The organism is Streptomyces sp. NPDC007189 (assembly GCF_040703635.1).
Lineage (GTDB): Bacteria > Actinomycetota > Actinomycetes > Streptomycetales > Streptomycetaceae > Streptomyces.
Window position 1 is genome coordinate 157,101 of the sequence record NZ_JBEYEY010000002.1, and the last position, 16,518, is coordinate 173,618.

Annotated in this window: 15 protein-coding genes; 14 read left to right on the forward strand and 1 reads right to left on the reverse strand. The window is 70.1% G+C overall.

The genetic code is table 11. The features are described from left to right. Position 1 precedes the first annotated feature (1 nt). The 9 genes from AB0950_RS03855 to AB0950_RS03895 all read left to right on the forward strand — a co-directional run bounded on the left by AB0950_RS03855 (position 2) and on the right by AB0950_RS03895 (position 11,246). Positions 2–364: a DUF4233 domain-containing protein gene (locus tag AB0950_RS03855; protein WP_366777735.1), complete on the forward strand. Its 363-nt coding sequence runs from the start codon at positions 2–4 to the stop codon at positions 362–364. A 65-nt stretch (positions 365–429) separates the two neighbouring features. Next, positions 430–843, forward strand: coding sequence for a nucleoside-diphosphate kinase (gene ndk, locus AB0950_RS03860; protein WP_360144590.1), 414 nt, complete (start codon positions 430–432; stop codon positions 841–843). Positions 844–1,164: 321 nt separating this feature from the next. Beyond that, on the forward strand, positions 1,165–2,184 hold the full coding sequence (locus AB0950_RS03865) for a rod shape-determining protein (RefSeq protein ID WP_031158632.1): 1,020 nt from the start codon (positions 1,165–1,167) through the stop codon (positions 2,182–2,184). 165 nt (positions 2,185–2,349) lie between these two features. After that, positions 2,350–3,291: a rod shape-determining protein MreC gene (mreC, locus tag AB0950_RS03870; RefSeq protein WP_366777737.1), complete on the forward strand. Its 942-nt coding sequence runs from the start codon at positions 2,350–2,352 to the stop codon at positions 3,289–3,291. A gap of 14 nt (positions 3,292–3,305) precedes the next feature. Further along, entirely contained in the window at positions 3,306–3,983 is a 678-nt protein-coding gene (gene mreD, locus AB0950_RS03875; RefSeq protein ID WP_366777738.1) for a rod shape-determining protein MreD, read from the forward strand. 167 nt (positions 3,984–4,150) lie between these two features. Further along, positions 4,151–6,409 carry a penicillin-binding protein 2 gene (gene mrdA, locus AB0950_RS03880; protein ID WP_360144581.1) on the forward strand — a complete coding sequence of 753 codons (2,259 nt, stop codon included), beginning with the start codon at positions 4,151–4,153 and terminating at the stop codon, positions 6,407–6,409. Beyond that, positions 6,406–7,602 carry a rod shape-determining protein RodA gene (gene rodA, locus AB0950_RS03885; RefSeq protein ID WP_360144578.1) on the forward strand — a complete coding sequence of 399 codons (1,197 nt, stop codon included), beginning with the start codon at positions 6,406–6,408 and terminating at the stop codon, positions 7,600–7,602. The genes mrdA and rodA overlap by 4 nt, the downstream gene beginning before the upstream one ends. A 112-nt stretch (positions 7,603–7,714) precedes the next feature. Then, positions 7,715–9,214: a CYTH and CHAD domain-containing protein gene (locus AB0950_RS03890; protein WP_366777739.1), complete on the forward strand. Its 1,500-nt coding sequence runs from the start codon at positions 7,715–7,717 to the stop codon at positions 9,212–9,214. Between the two features lie 70 nt (positions 9,215–9,284). Further along, positions 9,285–11,246: a TIGR03960 family B12-binding radical SAM protein gene (locus AB0950_RS03895; protein ID WP_366777740.1), complete on the forward strand. Its 1,962-nt coding sequence runs from the start codon at positions 9,285–9,287 to the stop codon at positions 11,244–11,246. A gap of 56 nt (positions 11,247–11,302) precedes the next feature. Here AB0950_RS03895 and AB0950_RS03900 read toward each other — a convergent pair whose 3' ends face one another. After that, on the reverse strand, positions 11,303–12,514 hold the full coding sequence (locus tag AB0950_RS03900; RefSeq protein WP_360144569.1) for an MFS transporter: 1,212 nt from the start codon (positions 12,512–12,514) through the stop codon (positions 11,303–11,305). Between the two features lie 92 nt (positions 12,515–12,606). Between AB0950_RS03900 and AB0950_RS03905 the strand changes: the two genes are divergently transcribed. From AB0950_RS03905 to AB0950_RS03925, 5 genes are all read left to right on the forward strand, one after another. Beyond that, positions 12,607–13,479, forward strand: coding sequence for a LysR substrate-binding domain-containing protein (locus AB0950_RS03905; protein WP_360144566.1), 873 nt, complete (start codon positions 12,607–12,609; stop codon positions 13,477–13,479). A 159-nt stretch (positions 13,480–13,638) separates the two neighbouring features. After that, entirely contained in the window at positions 13,639–14,121 is a 483-nt protein-coding gene (locus tag AB0950_RS03910; RefSeq protein WP_366777741.1) for a hypothetical protein, read from the forward strand. A 114-nt stretch (positions 14,122–14,235) separates the two neighbouring features. Next, positions 14,236–14,883, forward strand: coding sequence for an isochorismatase family cysteine hydrolase (locus AB0950_RS03915; RefSeq protein WP_360570821.1), 648 nt, complete (start codon positions 14,236–14,238; stop codon positions 14,881–14,883). Positions 14,884–15,013: 130 nt separating this feature from the next. After that, complete coding sequence (locus AB0950_RS03920) at positions 15,014–15,730, forward strand: SDR family oxidoreductase (protein ID WP_366777742.1); 717 nt, start codon at positions 15,014–15,016, stop codon at positions 15,728–15,730. A 62-nt stretch (positions 15,731–15,792) separates the two neighbouring features. Next, the gene (locus AB0950_RS03925) at positions 15,793–16,410 is read left to right on the forward strand and encodes a VOC family protein (protein WP_360144554.1); all 618 of its coding nucleotides are present in this window, start codon (positions 15,793–15,795) and stop codon (positions 16,408–16,410) included. The last annotated feature ends 108 nt before the right edge of the window (positions 16,411–16,518 follow it).

Below are 16,518 nucleotides of genomic sequence, written 5' to 3' on the forward strand. Positions count from 1 at the left end.
GATGCGTACGCTGTGCTCCTCCACCCTGATCGGCGAGTTCTTCGTCATCGGCTTCGCCGGGCTCGTCGCCATGAAGGACCCGGGCCTGCCGGTGTCCACGGTCTGGCTGGTCAGCGGCATCGCCATGCTGCTGTGCGTGCTGCTGTGCGGCATGGTGACCCGGCCCGGCGGGGTGGCCCTCGGCTGGGCCCTGCAGATCGCCCTGATCGCCTCCGGCGTCTTCGTCCCGACCATGTACTTCATGGGCGTGGTGTTCGCCGGGCTGTGGTGGGCATCGGTGCACTTCGGTCGAAAGGTGGACGAGGCGAAGGCCAGATTCGCCGCCCAGGCGGAGTCCGGCTCCTCCGCACCTGACGCTGCGTAACGGACGGGCCGACACGCCCTGTAACCTCGTCCCACCGCACACGTCCGTCGCGTAAGGAGCCTTCCGTGAGCCAGCGCACCCTCGTCCTCCTCAAGCCCGACGCCGTCCGTCGAGGCCTGACCGGCGAGATCATCAGCCGTATCGAGCGCAAGGCCGGCTGGCAGATCACGGCGCTGGAGCTGCGCACCCTGGACCGTGCCACGCTGGAGCAGCACTACGCCGAGCACGTGGGCAAGCCGTTCTACGAGCCGCTGGTGGAGTTCATGTCCTCCGGTCCCGTCGTCGCGCTGATCGTCGAGGGCGAGCGGGTCATCGAGGGCGTCCGGGCGCTCGCCGGCCCGACCGACCCGATCGCCGCCGCGCCGGGCTCCATCCGCGGCGACTACGGCGTCATCGTCCGGGAGAACCTGATCCACGCCTCCGACTCCGAGGAGTCCGCCGAGCGCGAGGTGAAGATCTTCTTCCCGGGCCGTGGCTGAGCGGCGCGCACCGCGGGAAGAGTTTTCGCTAAATTTTCTGAGGCGGCGTCAGCTCGCCGAGCCCGCGCCTGACCAGGGACGGCCGAACATTTCCGGCCGTCCCTTGGCATATGCCGCGCCGATCGGGGGAACGCGTGCCCCCGTTGGACCGTCTCCACAAGCGGGGCGGGCCGCCATCTGGTGACAATGGCGGAGACCCTCGCGCAGTGTTCGTGCAGGCGCGTTTACGATGGAAGCCTTCACGTCACAGCACCCGCCTCGCCGACCTGATATGCCCTCAAAAGCTATGGGAAGGCCAGATGAATCCGGATGGGGAACTCTATGTCGTTCATCGGCCGTGACATGGCTGTCGACCTCGGGACCGCCAACACGCTGGTGTACGTCAGGGGTCGCGGAATCGTACTCAACGAGCCGTCCGTCGTCGCGATCAACACCAACACGGGTGGGATCCTCGCGGTCGGTGCCGAAGCGAAGAAGATGATCGGCCGGACGCCGGGCAACATCGTCGCGGTCCGCCCGCTGAAGGACGGCGTGATCGCCGACTTCGAGATCACCGAGCGCATGCTCCGCTACTTCATCCTGAAGATCCACAAGCGGCGGTATCTGGCTCGTCCGCGGGTCGTCGTCTGTGTGCCCTCGGGCATCACGGGCGTCGAGCGCCGCGCCGTGATCGAGGCGTCCTCCCAGGCGGGTGCGCGCCAGGTGCACATCATCGAAGAGCCCATGGCCGCGGCCATCGGCTCCGGCCTGCCGGTCCACGAGGCCACGGGCAACATGGTGGTGGACATCGGCGGCGGCACCACGGAGGTCGCGGTCATCTCGCTCGGCGGCATCGTCACCGCCCAGTCCATCCGCGTCGCGGGCGACGAACTGGACAACGCGATCATCCAGTACATCAAGAAGGAGTACAGCCTTCTGCTGGGTGAGCGCACGGCCGAGCAGATCAAGATCACGATCGGTTCGGCGTACGACCTCGACGCCGACGAGCACACCGAAGTCCGCGGCCGGGACCTGGTGTCCGGCCTGCCGAAGACCGTGGTCATCTCGGCCGCCGAGGTCCGCAAGGCGATCGAGGAACCGGTCAACGCGATCGTGGACGCCGTCAAGACGACCCTCGACAAGTGCCCGCCGGAGCTGTCCGGCGACATCATGGACCGAGGAATCGTTCTGACCGGCGGCGGAGCCCTGCTGCGCGGGCTCGACGAGCGGCTGCGCCGGGAGACCGGCATGCCGATCCACATCGCCGAGGACCCGCTGGACAGCGTCGCGCTCGGCTCCGGAAAGTGCGTCGAGGAGTTCGAGGCACTGCAGCAGGTCCTGGACGCCCAGCCGCGCAGATGACGCGGGTTCTTCGATTCCGCCGTACGAGACGTTCTCCTCTCGTGCGGCGGATCGTTGATATAGAGGCATGAGCTCCCGCAAACGGGCCCCTTGTGACTGCGTATTCCGCAGGCGCTTCGCCGGGGCCCCTCGAATTCCTATTGAGGAAGGGCACGGCCGCCGCACGTGAGGGACACGAAAGAGAGCCGGTTGCTCCTGGTCCTGCTGGTCGCCATCGCGTTCGCGCTGATCACGGTGGATATCCGCGGGGGCCGGAACTCCCCGGTCGACGGCGCCCGGCAGGCCGCGGCCGCGGTGTTCGGCCCGGTCGAGAACGGGCTGTCCTCGGCGGTCGATCCGGTCGGCAACGCCGTCTCCGCGATAAGGGACTCCGGCAACCGGCACGACCGGCTGGCCCGGCTGGAGAAGGAGAACGCGGCTCTCAAGGCGAAGCTCGGCAGCGACGACCGCAACCGCAGCCGGCTCAACCAGCTCGACAAGATGCTGAAGCTCGCCGGCGAGGGCCAGTACGGCATCAAGGGCGCCCAGGTCATCGCCATAGGAGCGGCGCAGGGCTTCTCCTGGACCATCACCATCGACGCCGGCGCCCACGACGGCATCAAGCGCGACATGACCGTCCTCAACGGCGACGGACTGGTCGGCCGGGTCACCACCGTCGGCCCCGACACCTCCACGGTGCTGCTCGCCAACGACCCCGACTTCACGGTCGGCACCCGCATGGAGGGCAGCGACGAACTCGGCTTCGCCTCCGGACAGGGCGACCGCCCGCTGCGCGTGGAACTGCTCAACGCCAAGGCGGAGGTGAAGAAGGGCGACCGCCTCGTCACCTTCGGCTCCGAGGCCGACAAGCCGTTCGTGCCGGGCGTGCCGGTCGGCGTGGTCTCCCGCGTCGAGCCCTCCAACGGCGGCCTGACCCGCACGGTCTACGTCACCCCGTACGTCGGCTTCAGCAAGCTCGACATCGTCGGCGTGGTCGTCCAGTCCCCCAAGAAGGACCCGCGCGACGAAGTCCTGCCGGCCAAGCCCAAACCGGTTCCGACACCGACGGTGACCGTCACGGTGACCCCGTCGGCGGACGCGAACGACTCGACCGGCCAGCAGCAGTAGGAGCTGACTCTTCCATGCGCCTCAACCGGATCCTGCTCTCCAGCGCGCTGGTCGTCGTGGCCCTGGTGATCCAGGTGAGCGTCCTCGCTCGCCTGCATCTGCCGGGCGCCGTCCCCGACCTGCTGCTGCTCACCGCCCTCGGCCTCGCCATGGTGTACGGCCATGTCGGCGGCGCCCTCGTCGGCTTCGGCGCCGGCCTGCTCGCCGACCTCGCGCCGCCCGCCGACCACGCGGCCGGCCGCTACGCCCTCGTGCTGTGCGTCATCGGCTACTTCGCCGGGCTCATCAGACCGGACAACGGCCGCCTGAAGTCGGCGACCGGCCCGATGGCCGTCGTGGTCGCCGCCGCCATCGGCTCCACGCTGCTGTACGCGGGCGTCGGCGCGCTGGTCGGGGACACCGCCGCCCGCCATGTCGGCCTGCCCGGGCTGCTGTTCTCGGCGGCCCTGTACGACCTGCTGCTCGCTCCGTTCGTGGTCCCCGGCATCATGTGGCTGGCGCGCCGCGCGGACAACGACCCGCTGACCGAGTCCGGGCCCGCCGCCAAGGCCGGTGACATCTCCACCGGCTGGCTCTCCTCCGGCACCGGCCTGCGCATCGGCAGCCAGCGCGGCGGCTTCGGCGCGCTGAGGGCCAAGGCCCGCACCCGCTCCGCGCGGGTCGGTCGCATCAAGGGGGTCAAGCGGCTGTGAAGCACGGTCAAGCGGTCCCGCACCCCGGCGAGTTCACCCGAACGGGTCGGCTTTCCCGGAACGCGCGTTCACAGGCTGGTCGTTCATCATGCGTACGCGCACACGCCTTTCGCACACCGGCGCCGCGCGCGCGGACGCGCACACACTGAGAGGGGGAGACAACCGCAGTGACCAACATCCCCGAGACCGGCCGGACCCCACGGGTCCAGATCCGGCTCGTCGTGATCCAGATCCTCGTCCTCTCCCTCCTCGGCACGCTCGGCGGCCGGCTCTGGTACCTGCAGATCCGCGAGGGCGCCCAGTACCAGAAGGAGGCGTCCGGCAACCACGTCCAGCAGGTCGTCGACCCCGCCGTGCGCGGCGACATCCTGGACGCCCGCGGCGTGCCCCTCGCGGACAACGAGACCCGCCTGGTCGTCTCCGCCTCCCGCACCGACCTGCTCAAGCAGAGGGACGACGGCAAGGCGGTCCTCACCAAGCTGGCCGGCGTCCTCGGCATGAAGCCCGCGGAGGTCATCCAGAAGGTCCGGCTGTGCGACGCCAAGACCCCCAAGCCGTGCTGGAACGGCTCGCCGTACCAGCCGATCCCGATCACCGACAAGGCGACGCCCAAGCAGGCCCTGCAGATCCGTGAGCGCGCCGAGGACTTCCCCGGCATCACCGCCGAGCCCGAGGCCGTGCGCCGCTATCCGGGCCCCGGCGGCTCCAACACCGCGCAGGTGCTCGGCTATCTCTCGCCCGTCACCGACGCCGAGATCGAGAAGGCCAAGAACACCGACTCGCCCTACCTGCGCTCCGACATGGTCGGCCGCTCCGGCCTGGAGCGGGAGTACGACAAGGAGCTGCGCGGCAAGGCCGGCGTCACCCGCTACGAGGTGGACAACCTCGGCCGGGTCATCGGCAAGGCCAAGGCGGACGCCGCCGAGCCCGGCGCGAACCTGGTCACCAGCATCGACTCCCGCGTCCAGCGCGTCGCCGAGTACGAACTGGACAAGGCGATGAAGGCCGCCCGCCAGCAGTACGACAAGATCACCGGCGAGAACTACAAGGCCGACTCCGGCGCCGTCGTCGTCATGGAGGCCAAGACCGGCCGCGTCGTCGCCATGGCCTCCGCCCCCACCTACGACCCGAACGTGTGGGTGGGCGGCATCTCCGCCAAGGACTACAAGGCCCTCACCGGCAAGGGCTCCGACTACCCGCTGCTCAACCGGGCCATCCAGGGCCAGGCGGCCCCCGGTTCGACGTTCAAGGTGGTCTCCACGGCCGCCGCGGTCAACGCCGGCTACCCCTGGGACGGCGGCTACCCCTGCACCAGCTCCTACTCGGTCGGCGGCCAGGTCTTCAAGAACTTCGAGGGCGAGAACTTCGGCGACATCTCCCTGGGCCGCGCCCTGGAGGTCTCCTGCGACACCGTCTTCTACGGCCTCGCCGACAAGGAGTGGAAGAGGGACGGCGGCATCAACCCGAAGAAGGGCCGGCCCAAGGACTGGTTCTTCAAGACCGCCCACCAGTTCGGCCTCGGCAAGGAGACCGGCATCGACCTGCCCAACGAGGTCACCGGCCGGGTCCCCGACCGCCAGTGGAAGCTCGACTACTGGAAGGCCAACAAGGACGCCTGGTGCAAGACCGGCAAGAAGGACGGCTCCTACGTCCAGAAGATCGCCTACGAGAACTGCCTCGAAGGCAACAAGATGCGCGAGGGTGACGAGATCAACTACTCCATCGGCCAGGGCGACACCCTCGTCACGCCGATACAGGAGGCCATGATCTACAGCGCCGTGGCCAACGGCGGCACCGAGTACGTCCCGAGCATCGGCAAGGCGGTCATCAGCCCCGACGGCAAGTCCGTCCAGGAGATCAAGCCGAAGGTGGCGCGCAAGCTGCCGGTCGGCCAGGCCACCCTCAAGGGCATGAACGACGCCTTCGCGGGCGTCATCACCCGCGGTACGGCGGCGTGGAAGTTCAACGGCTGGCCGCAGAACAAGATCCCGCTGCACGGCAAGACCGGTACGGCGGAGGTCTACGGCAAGCAGACCACGTCCTGGCTGGCCACCTACTCCAAGGACTACACGGTGATCATGACGATCGCCCAGGCCGGTACGGGTTCCGGCGCCTCCGGTGAGGCCGTGCGCAACATCTACAGCGCGCTCTACGGCGTCCAGGGCGACGGCTCCATCGACACCAAGAAGGCGCTCCTGCCCGAGCCGCAGAAGGGCCTGCCCAAGGTCCGCCCGGACGGCACCATCGCCTCCCCGAAGATCACCGGCGACCCGGCGAAGGACGCCGAGGCCTCCCAGCAGAACAACCCCAGCAACGGCACCGACCAGCAGCAGCCCGCCACCACCCCCTCGCCCACCACCGGAAACCGCGACACCCGCAGGGCGGGCCGCCGCCGGAAGAGGGGAAGCCGGAGGACGCCCGCATGACCGGCACGAACAGCTTCTCCGTCTCCGGGTACGGCCCGCAGCGGGCCGGCTGGACCAGGATCCTCGCCCGCGACTCGCTGGCCCGCCGGCTCGACTGGCCGATCCTGCTGGCCGCGATGGCGCTGTCCCTGATCGGGTCCCTGCTGGTGTTCTCGGCGACCCGCAACCGCACCGAGATCAACCAGGGCGACCCGTACTTCTTCCTGGAACGCAACCTGATGAACATCGGCATCGGGCTCGCGCTCATGATCGGCACGCTCTGGCTGGGCCACCGCGGCCTGCGCAACGCCGTGCCGGTCCTCTACGGCCTGTCCGTCCTGCTGGCTCTGACGGTCCTCACCCCCCTCGGCGCCACCATCAACGGCCAGCGCAACTGGCTCGTCATCGGCGGCTTCTCGCTGCAGCCCGCCGAGTTCCTCAAGGTGAGCATCATCCTGGGCATGGCGATGATGCTCGCCGCCCGGGTGGACGCGGGCGACAAGCCCTACCCGGACCACCGGACCGTGGCCCAGTCCCTCGGCCTCGCGGCCGTACCCTGCCTGATCCTGCTGCTCATGCCGGACCTCGGCTCGGTGCTCGCCATGGTGGCCATCATCCTGGGCGTGCTGCTCGCCTCCGGCTCCTCCAACCGCTGGGTCTTCGGCCTGCTCATCGCCGGAGTGATCGGCTGCGTCGCCATCTGGCAGCTGCATATCCTGGACCAGTACCAGATCAACCGCTTCGCCGCCTTCGCCAACCCGGACCTGGACCCGGCCGGCGTCGGCTACAACACCAACCAGGCCCGCATCGCCATCGGCTCCGGCGGCCTGACCGGGGCCGGGCTCTTCCACGGCTCGCAGACCACCGGCCAGTTCGTGCCCGAGCAGCAGACCGACTTCGTCTTCACGGTCGCGGGGGAGGAGCTGGGCTTCGTCGGCGCCGGCTTCATCATCTTCCTGCTCGGCGTGGTGCTGTGGCGGGCCTGCCGCATCGCCCGGGACTCCACTGAGCTGTACGGGACGATCGTGGCCGCCGGAATCGTCGCCTGGTTCGCCTTCCAGGCCTTCGAGAACATCGGCATGACCCTCGGCATCATGCCGGTCACCGGCCTGCCGCTGCCCTTCGTGTCCTACGGAGGCTCGTCGATGTTCGCGGTGTGGGTGGCCGTGGGGCTCCTGCAGTCGATCAAGGTGCAAAGACCCATGTCGGCCTAGGCCCCGGCGGCTCGAGCGATGAGGCGTTCACCGGGCGGATGACGGAAAATCCCCGGCCATCCACCCGGAACGGCCCCTGCCCTGCCGCCCTGCGGGCCACTAGATTCGGTTCATGGCGGATGAGAAACGCGAGATCGAGCGCAAGTACGAGTCCGACGACAGTGGTCTGCCCGACCTGACCGGCGTCGCCGGGGTGGCGGCCGTCCTGGACAAGGGCCTGGTGGAACTCGACGCCACCTACTACGACACCGCCGACCAACGCCTGACCACCGCCGCCCTCACCCTGCGCCGCCGCACCGGAGGCGCGGACGCCGGCTGGCATCTGAAAGTCCCGGTCGAGCCGGGCGTGCGGGACGAGATCCGGGCTCCGCTCTCCGGCACCGTCCCCGAGGAGATCGCCGCCCTCGCCCGCTCCCGGGTCCGCGACGCCGAGCTGGTCCCGCTGGTCCGGCTGCGCTCCGCCCGCGATGTGCGCCACCTGGTCGACGCCGAGGGCACCCTGCTCGCCGAGGCGAGCGTCGACGCCGTGACCGCCGAGCGACTCGACGGCAAGGGCGGCGCCGCCCAGTGGACCGAGATCGAGGTGGAACTCGCCGACGACGGCGACCCCGCCTTCCTCGACCAGGTGGAGAAACGGCTGCGCCGAGCCGGCGTACGCCCCTCGACCTCGCCGTCGAAACTCGCCCGCGCGCTGGAACAGACCGGAGGACACCGCCGCAGGAACGACACCCCCGCACCGCCGGTGACGGCCGGCGACCACGTCCTCGCCTATCTGCGCGCCCAGCGGGACGCGCTGGTCGAGCTGGACCCCGCCGTCCGCCGGGACGTGCCCGACTCCGTGCACCGTATGCGGGTCGCCACCCGCCGCGCCCGCAGCGCCCTGCGCACCTTCCGCTCCCTCCTCGACCGCACCGTCACCGACCCCGTCGCGGCCGAGCTGAAGTGGCTCGCGGCCGAGCTGGGCGTGGACCGCGACCACGAGGTGCTGGCCGAACGCCTGACGGCCGCCGTCGACGCCCTCCCGCCCGAGCTGGTCACCGGCCCGGTCCGCGAACGCCTCGCGGCCTGGGCCGAGGCCCGGCACGGCGGCGCACACGCCCATCTCACCGGCGTCCTGGACTCCCGCCGCTACCTGTCCCTCCTCGACACCCTGGACGCCCTCCTCGCCGACCCGCCCCTGCGGAAGGCCGCCGGGAAACGACCGGAGAAGGCGCTCGCCAGGGCCGTACACAAGGACCTGGCCACGCTCTCCGACCTGATCGAGCGGGCGCTCACCGCTCCGCCCGGCCAGGAGCGGGACGTCGCCGTGCACGAGGCCCGCAAGAAGGCCAAGCGCACCCGGTACGCGGCCGAGGCGGCCACCGCGGCCCTCGGAAAACCGGCCCGCTCCCTCGCCAGGTCCATGAAGGCCCTCACCACGCTGCTCGGCGACCACCAGGACAGCGTCATGACCCGCCTGACCCTGCGCGAGCTGTCCGCGGTGGCCCACGCGGCGGGGGAGAGCACGTTCACCTACGGCCTGCTGTACGGCCGCGAGGAGGCACGCGCGGCACAGGCCGAGGCCGACCTGCCCGCGGTGTGGAAGGAGGCCGGCTCCGGGGCTGACCTCTGAGCGTTCGGGGGACCCCTCCGGCCGGGTTACGCTTGATGGTCACCCCTGTCAGCTCATGAAGGTTCGCGAGATGCCTGTCGAGTCGGTTTTCCCGCAGCTCGAAGCTCTGCTCCCCCACGTGCAGAAGCCGATCCAGTACGTCGGCGGAGAGCTCAACTCCACCGTCAAGGACTGGGACGAGTGCGACGTCCGCTGGGCGCTCATGTACCCGGACGCGTACGAGGTCGGCCTGCCCAACCAGGGCGTCCAGATCCTCTACGAGGTCCTCAACGAGCAGGAGGGGGTCCTCGCCGAGCGCACCTACAGCGTGTGGCCGGACCTGGAGACGCTGATGCGCGAGCACGGCGTCCCGCAGTTCACGGTCGACAGCCACCGCCCGGTGAAGGCCTTCGACGTACTCGGCCTCAGCTTCTCCACGGAGCTGGGCTACACGAACATGCTCGCCGCCCTGGACCTCGCCGGGATCCCCCTGGAGTCCAAGGACCGCACGGACGACGACCCGATCGTGCTGGCCGGCGGCCACGCGGCGTTCAACCCCGAGCCGATCGCCGACTTCATCGACGCGGCGGTCCTCGGCGACGGCGAGCAGGCCGTCCTCGACATGACCGCGATCATCCGCGCGTGGAAGGCCGAGGGGCGCCCCGGCGGCCGCGAGGAGCTGCTGTTCCGCCTGGCGAAGACGGGCGGGGTGTACATCCCGGGGTTCTACGACGTCGAGTACCTCCCCGACGGCCGCATCGCCCGCGTCGTACCCAACCGCTCCGGCGTCCCGTGGCGCGTGTCCAAGCACACGGTCATGGACCTGGACGAGTGGCCGTACCCCAAGCAGCCGCTGGTCCCCCTGGCCGAGACGGTCCACGAGCGCATGTCGGTGGAGATCTTCCGCGGCTGCACCCGGGGCTGCCGCTTCTGCCAGGCCGGCATGATCACCCGCCCGGTCCGCGAGCGCTCGATCACCGGCATCGGCGAGATGGTCGACAAGGGCCTCAAGGCAACGGGCTTCGAGGAGGTGGGCCTCCTCTCCCTCTCCTCCGCGGACCACTCCGAGATCGGGGACATCGCCAAGGGCCTGGCGGACCGCTACGAGGACGACAAGGTCGGCCTGTCCCTGCCCTCCACCCGGGTCGACGCCTTCAACATCGACCTGGCGAACGAGCTGACCCGCAACGGCCGCCGTTCGGGCCTGACCTTCGCCCCCGAGGGCGGCTCGGAGCGCATCCGCAAGGTCATCAACAAGATGGTCTCGGAGGAGGACCTGATCCGTACGGTCGCCACGGCGTACGGCAACGGCTGGCGCCAGGTGAAGCTGTACTTCATGTGCGGCCTGCCCACCGAGACCGACGAGGACGTCCTCCAGATCGCCGACATGGCGACGCACGTCATCCAGAAGGGCCGCGAGGTCTCGGGCTCGAACGACATCCGCTGCACGGTCTCCATCGGCGGCTTCGTCCCCAAGCCCCACACCCCCTTCCAGTGGGCCCCGCAGCTCTCGGCGGAGGAGACGGACGCCCGTCTGGCCAAGCTCCGCGACAAGATCCGCGGCGACAAGAAGTACGGCCGCTCGATCGGCTTCCGCTACCACGACGGCAAGCCGGGCATCGTCGAGGGCCTCCTGTCCCGCGGCGACCGCCGCGTCGGCGCCGTCATCCGCGCGGTCTACGACGGCGGCGGCCGCTTCGACGGCTGGCGCGAGCACTTCTCCTACGACCGCTGGATGTCCTGCGCCGCCAAGGCGCTGGCCCCCTACGGCGTGGACGTCGACTGGTACACCACCCGCGAGCGCACCTACGAGGAGGTCCTGCCCTGGGACCACCTCGACTCCGGCCTGGACAAGGACTGGCTCTGGGAGGACTGGCAGGACGCCCTCGACGAAACGGAGGTCGAGGACTGCCGCTGGACGCCCTGCTTCGACTGCGGCGTCTGCCCGCAGATGGACACCCGCATCCAAATCGGCCCCACTGGCAAGAAGCTCCTGCCACTGACGGTCAAGAACGCTGGGCCGGCGCCGGCTTCGAGCGGTCACGCGCACTGACGTGGGTGAGGCACTCACCGGGTTGGGTCGTACTGACGGCTCCCTGCACCGGTGTTTCAGCGGCGAAGCATCCGGGACCCGGAGAATGCGACGAGGATCGTGGCGAGGGTGACCAGGCCGACGACGACGGCGACCGTGGGCCAGACCCTGAGCGCGGCGGCGGTGAGCAGCGGCGGGATGGTCATGCCGGCGTAGGCGATGAGGAAGATGCCGGCGAGCGCCTCGCCCCGTCGCTCCGCATCCGCGACCGCGGCGACGGTGCCGAGGGCGGCTCGGAACAGGATGCCGATCCCTGCGCCCGCGACCCCGCCGCCGATGAGGAAGAGCGGAAGCGAGGCGACGACGGCGGCAACGCCTATGCTCACGAGCCCGAGCGCGGCGAGCGCGATGGCGAGCCCGATCTGAGGGCGCGTCGCCAGCCGGACGGTGACGATCTGCGCGAGGGCTGCCGCCATGAAAACGACGAAGGGCGCCAGGCCGGCGAGCAGGTGCGAATGCAGCCCGAGGAGGCCGACGAGGAAGGTCGAGGACAGTCCCATGAAGGTGCCGAACACTGCGAACGCCCCGAACGCCGCCGCTCCGGCCGCCCAGAACGCGCCCCTGCCTGCCGCCGGCACTGCGACGCGCTGCGGCCGGTAGGCAGGGCGCTCCTCACGGCGCTCGACCGTCTCGGGAACGAAGGCGACCAGGATTCCTTCGACGGCCAGAAGGAGGGCGAAGGCCACGTAGGGCGCGATGAGCGGTCGCGTGGACCATGTCGCGATGAGCCCGCCGATCAGCGGGCCGAGGCCGATGCCGCCGAGGTTCGCGAAGGTCGACACGAGGGCGACGCGACCTTTGGCGTGGTTGGCCGCCGCGCCGAGCTCGGAGAGGTGTGCGGTCGCCGTGGCGGTGAGGATGCCGATGCCGAGTCCGCTGACGAAGCGGGCGGCGATGAGGCCGGCGACGTCGTTCCGGACGAGGAAGAGGATCGCGGCCAGCAGGTTGATGAGCAGCGAGCCGAGGATCACGCGTCGGCGTCCGAGCCAGTCGGAGACATGGCCCGCGAGATACAGGCTCAGCATGACCCCGACCGCGTATGCGGCGAAGATGACGGTGAGGACGATCGTCGGGAAGCCGTCGCGCTGCTGGTAGATCGCGTAGAGGGGCGTCGGGACGGCGCAGAACGCGAGCTCGGTGCCGAAGGCGAGCGCGATGATCCAGAACCCCGCCCCATGTGGGAGACGTTGGGTGGCTGGAGTCCGGGTGGGAGCAGCAGTCGTCGTCATTCCTTCATGCTCGACGGCTCATGTCATCGCGTCCAACGCATACTCTTGTTCACAGTTATCGACTGAAGCGATGGAGCGGGAGGCGCGGAGAGATGGAGACCCGACTGGTCGAGTACGCGATCGCGGTCGCCGACGAGCTGAGCTTCACCCGTGCCGCGCAACGGGTCTACGCAGCACAGTCGACCGTCTCCGCCGGCGTTCGGGCGCTGGAACGAGAGCTCGGCACCGCGCTCTTCGAGCGAGACCAGCGAGGGGTGCGGATCACTGCCGCTGGAGAGGCGGTGCTGCCCGCGCTTCGCGCGCTCGCCGACGCCGAGGCGCGCGCCCGCACCGCAGCCGACCCGCGAGGCGAACTGCGGGGCGAGCTGCGCATCGGGGTGTTCTCCAGCGTGAGCTACCTCGCGATCCCGCGCGTCATCGGCGCCTTCCACCGCGAACACCCGCTCGTCGACCTCCGGCTGCGCGCGTCTCCGTCCGGCTCGGCGGAGCTCGCCGACGCCGTGCGGCGGGGGCGGCTCGATCTCAGCTTGTACGGGCTCCCAGCGGCCACCGCGGGCCCTGGCCTTGCCGTGCACCGGCTCGCCACAACGCCCTACGCGGTCGTCCTCGCGGCCGACCACGACCTCGCATCGCGCGCGGGACTGGCGCTGAAGGACCTCGTCGGTGAGCGCTTCGTGGACGCGCCTGTCGGATTCGGCAACCGTGACGTACTAGACGCCGCGCTGAGCGCACGCGGGGTTGTGCGCGACGTCAGTGCCGAGGTGACCGAGACCAGCTCGATCCCGGTCTTCGTCGCAAACGGCCTCGGCATCGCGCTGCTTCCCGAACTGCTGATCCCGCCGAGCGAAGGCACCGTAGTCGTCCCTCTGACGGAGCGCATCACCTGGGAGTTCAACGTCGTGACGCGGACCTCGACCGGCGAAGCCACCACGGCTCTGCTCGAGCGGTTGCTCGCGGCCTATTGACCCCTGTTCCCGAACGCACATCCAGATCGGCACCACCGGCAAGAAGCGCCTGCCACTGACGGTGAGGAACGCGGGCCCGGCACCGGCTCGGAGCGGCCACGCGCACTGAGGCGGGCGAGCACTCGATCCGCTGATGGAGGCGCTGACAGGGTGAGCGACATGGCATTCACCTACATCTATAAGAGGCGTATCGGCTCCTGGGGGCTCCTCGCCCGGGTCACCGTCGACGTCCAGCCCGTGGACGAGCCGCCGCGCGAGGGGCGCAGAATCGACGACTCGCACATCTGGTGGCTGCCGCCGCAGGGGATCCCCGCGGCGGAGGAGAAGTGGATGGCGTTCGGCCTCGGACTGGTGGCCGGGCAACTGGAGACTTTGAGAGACGGCGCCGATGCCCTATGGGTACGCGTGGACGACTGGGACGTACCCATGCTCACGGACTACCAGGAGGAAGTCGCCGCCGCGGCTGTCATCGAGTGCCTGCGGGAGAACTGCGGCATCGACGGCGTCGACATCGGCCTGACCTTCGACCGAGAGGGGAATCGCCACCAGTTCACCTGGGACGGTGCTTCGGCCGAGCAGGGCCATGCCTGCCCGCACAGCTCCACATCCGGATGCACTCCCGGCGGACGGCTGACAGACTGAGGCGGCGGAGTCGGTGGGCTGGGGCGGAAGCGTCAGGAATGCCTTTTCTCCCTCCTGCCTGTGCCGCATCCAGCAGCGATCGATCCGTTCGCTGAGCAGTCGGGAAACCTTCGTATGACGTCTCGAACGCAGTATTCCCCGGATGAAACCGCGCTTCTGATCGTCGACCCCTACAACGATTTCCTTTCCGAGGGCGGCAAGCTGTGGCCCCGGGGGAAGGAAGAGGCGGAAGGCGTCGGGCTGCTCGACCACATGCGCGCCACGCTCGCCACCGCCCGTAGCCGCGGATTCCGCGTCTTCATCGTGCCCCACCACCAGACGGCGCCGAGCGACTACGCCACCTGGGACCACCTGTCGCCGACTCAGCGGGGCATCGTGAGCCGGCAGACCTTCGCGGCGGGTAGTTGGGGGGCCGAGTGGCACCCCGACTTCCGGCCCCGTGAGGACGAGTTGGTCGTGCGCCAGCACTGGGCCCCGAGCGGCTTCGCCAACACCGACCTCGACTTCCTGCTCACACAGCACCACATCCGGAAGATCGTGCTCATCGGCATGCGGGCCAACACCTGTGTGGACACCACCGCTCGCTTCGGCCAGGAGCTGGGGTATCACGTGACGCTCATCCGCGACGCCATCGGCTCCTTCAGCTGGGCGGAGATGGAAGCGACGTTCGACCTGAACGCGCCGCTGTACGCCCACGCCATTCTGACCACCGATGAGTTCGCCGGCATCGTGCACGCGGGGCCCGGCGAGGGCTCCTCATAAAGGGCGGGCGCCCGAAAGACCGGGAGGTGACCATGTGCGACGGACGCAGAGACGTGCGGGAACCGCCGTCCGGTGGCGGTGAGCTTCCGTGAGCGGGGGCGGGCGAGAAGCCGGTAGAACAGGTCCGGGAATGGCCGGGCAGACGGTCGTGGTGGTGGGAGGCAGCGCGGGTATCGGTCTGGAAACCGCGCGCCAGGTGCGCGCGGCCGGCGGCGCGGTGGTGCTCGCGGCCCGGAACGCCGAACGTCTCCAGCGGGCGGCGGACGAGCTGAGCCCGCTGAGCACGGCGACGTTCGACGCCCAGGACCCCGAGCGCCTCGAGCGCTTTCTCCGGGAGCTGCCCGGACAGGTCGACCATGTGCTGGTCACGGCGGGCAGACCGTCGTACGCCCCGCTCGACGAACTCGACGTGGCCGACGCCGGACGCGAGGCCGGCGGCCGTATCGCGATGATGCTGGCGGTGGCGCGGGCGAGCCGGGAGAAGGTCAGGGCCCAGGGGACGCTGCTGTTCATCGGAGGGACCGGCGGCCGGCGGCCCGCGGCCGGGATGGCCGTGGCGGGCGCCGTCACCGCGGCGCTGCCGGCGCTGACCGCCAACCTGGCACTGGAGGTCGCCCCGGTCCGGGTCAACCTCATCGCGGCCGGGTTCGTGGACACACCGCTGTCGGCATCCCTCCTCGGCGAGCAGCTCGAGGCGCGCCGCGAGCAGTTGAGGAGGTCCCTGCCCATCGGGCGGGTCGTCGGCCCGGCGGACGTCGCCGCGCTGGCGCTGCACCTCATGGCCAACGAGGCCGTCACCGGCGCCACCTACGACATCGACGGCGGCCAACAGCTCGTCGCACCGTGACCGCCGTACCGCGGCCGAATGCGGACACGCCGGTATCCCCTCCGAGCCGGAAGGCACAACCCATGGACATGAAACTCGAGGTCGTCGTGGTGCCGGTGTCCGATGTCGACCGGGCCAAGGACTTCTACACCGCGCTGGGCTTCAGGCTCGACGCGGACATCGCCCCCGACGACACCTTCCGGGTGGTGCAGGTGACCCCGCCGGGGTCCCCGGCGTCGGTCGTCTTCGGCACGTCCGTCACCGATCAGGAGCCGGGCTCGGCTCAGGGTCTGCACCTGGTCGTCGACGACATCGAGGCCGCGCACGAGGAGCTGACGCGGTGCGGCGCCGGGCCGAGCGAGGTGTTCCACGACGCCGGCGGCGTCTTCCACCACGCGGGCACCGGCGCCCGGGTGCCCGGTCCTGATCCGGAGCGCGGCAGCTACGGATCCTTCCTGTCGTTCAGCGACCCGGACGGCAACGGCTGGCTCCTGCAGGAGGTCACCACCAGGCTCCCGGGCCGGCTGGACCCCGCCACCGCCGTCTTCGCCTCCGCCGACGACCTGGCGGGCGCCCTGCGACGGGCCGCGGCGGCGCACGGCGAGCACGAGGCGCGCATCGGTGCGCAGGACCCGGACTGGCCGGACTGGTACGCGCGGTACCTGGTGAGCGAGCAGGCCGGAACGCGGATGCCGTCGTGAGCCGGTCCCGCTGACACCCCTTCCCTCACACCCGTGACGCCCGTACAACAGGCGCCTCGGCGCCGTGAAGCCGAGGGAACAGGCACCCCTGGGCAGGTCCTCGTACCC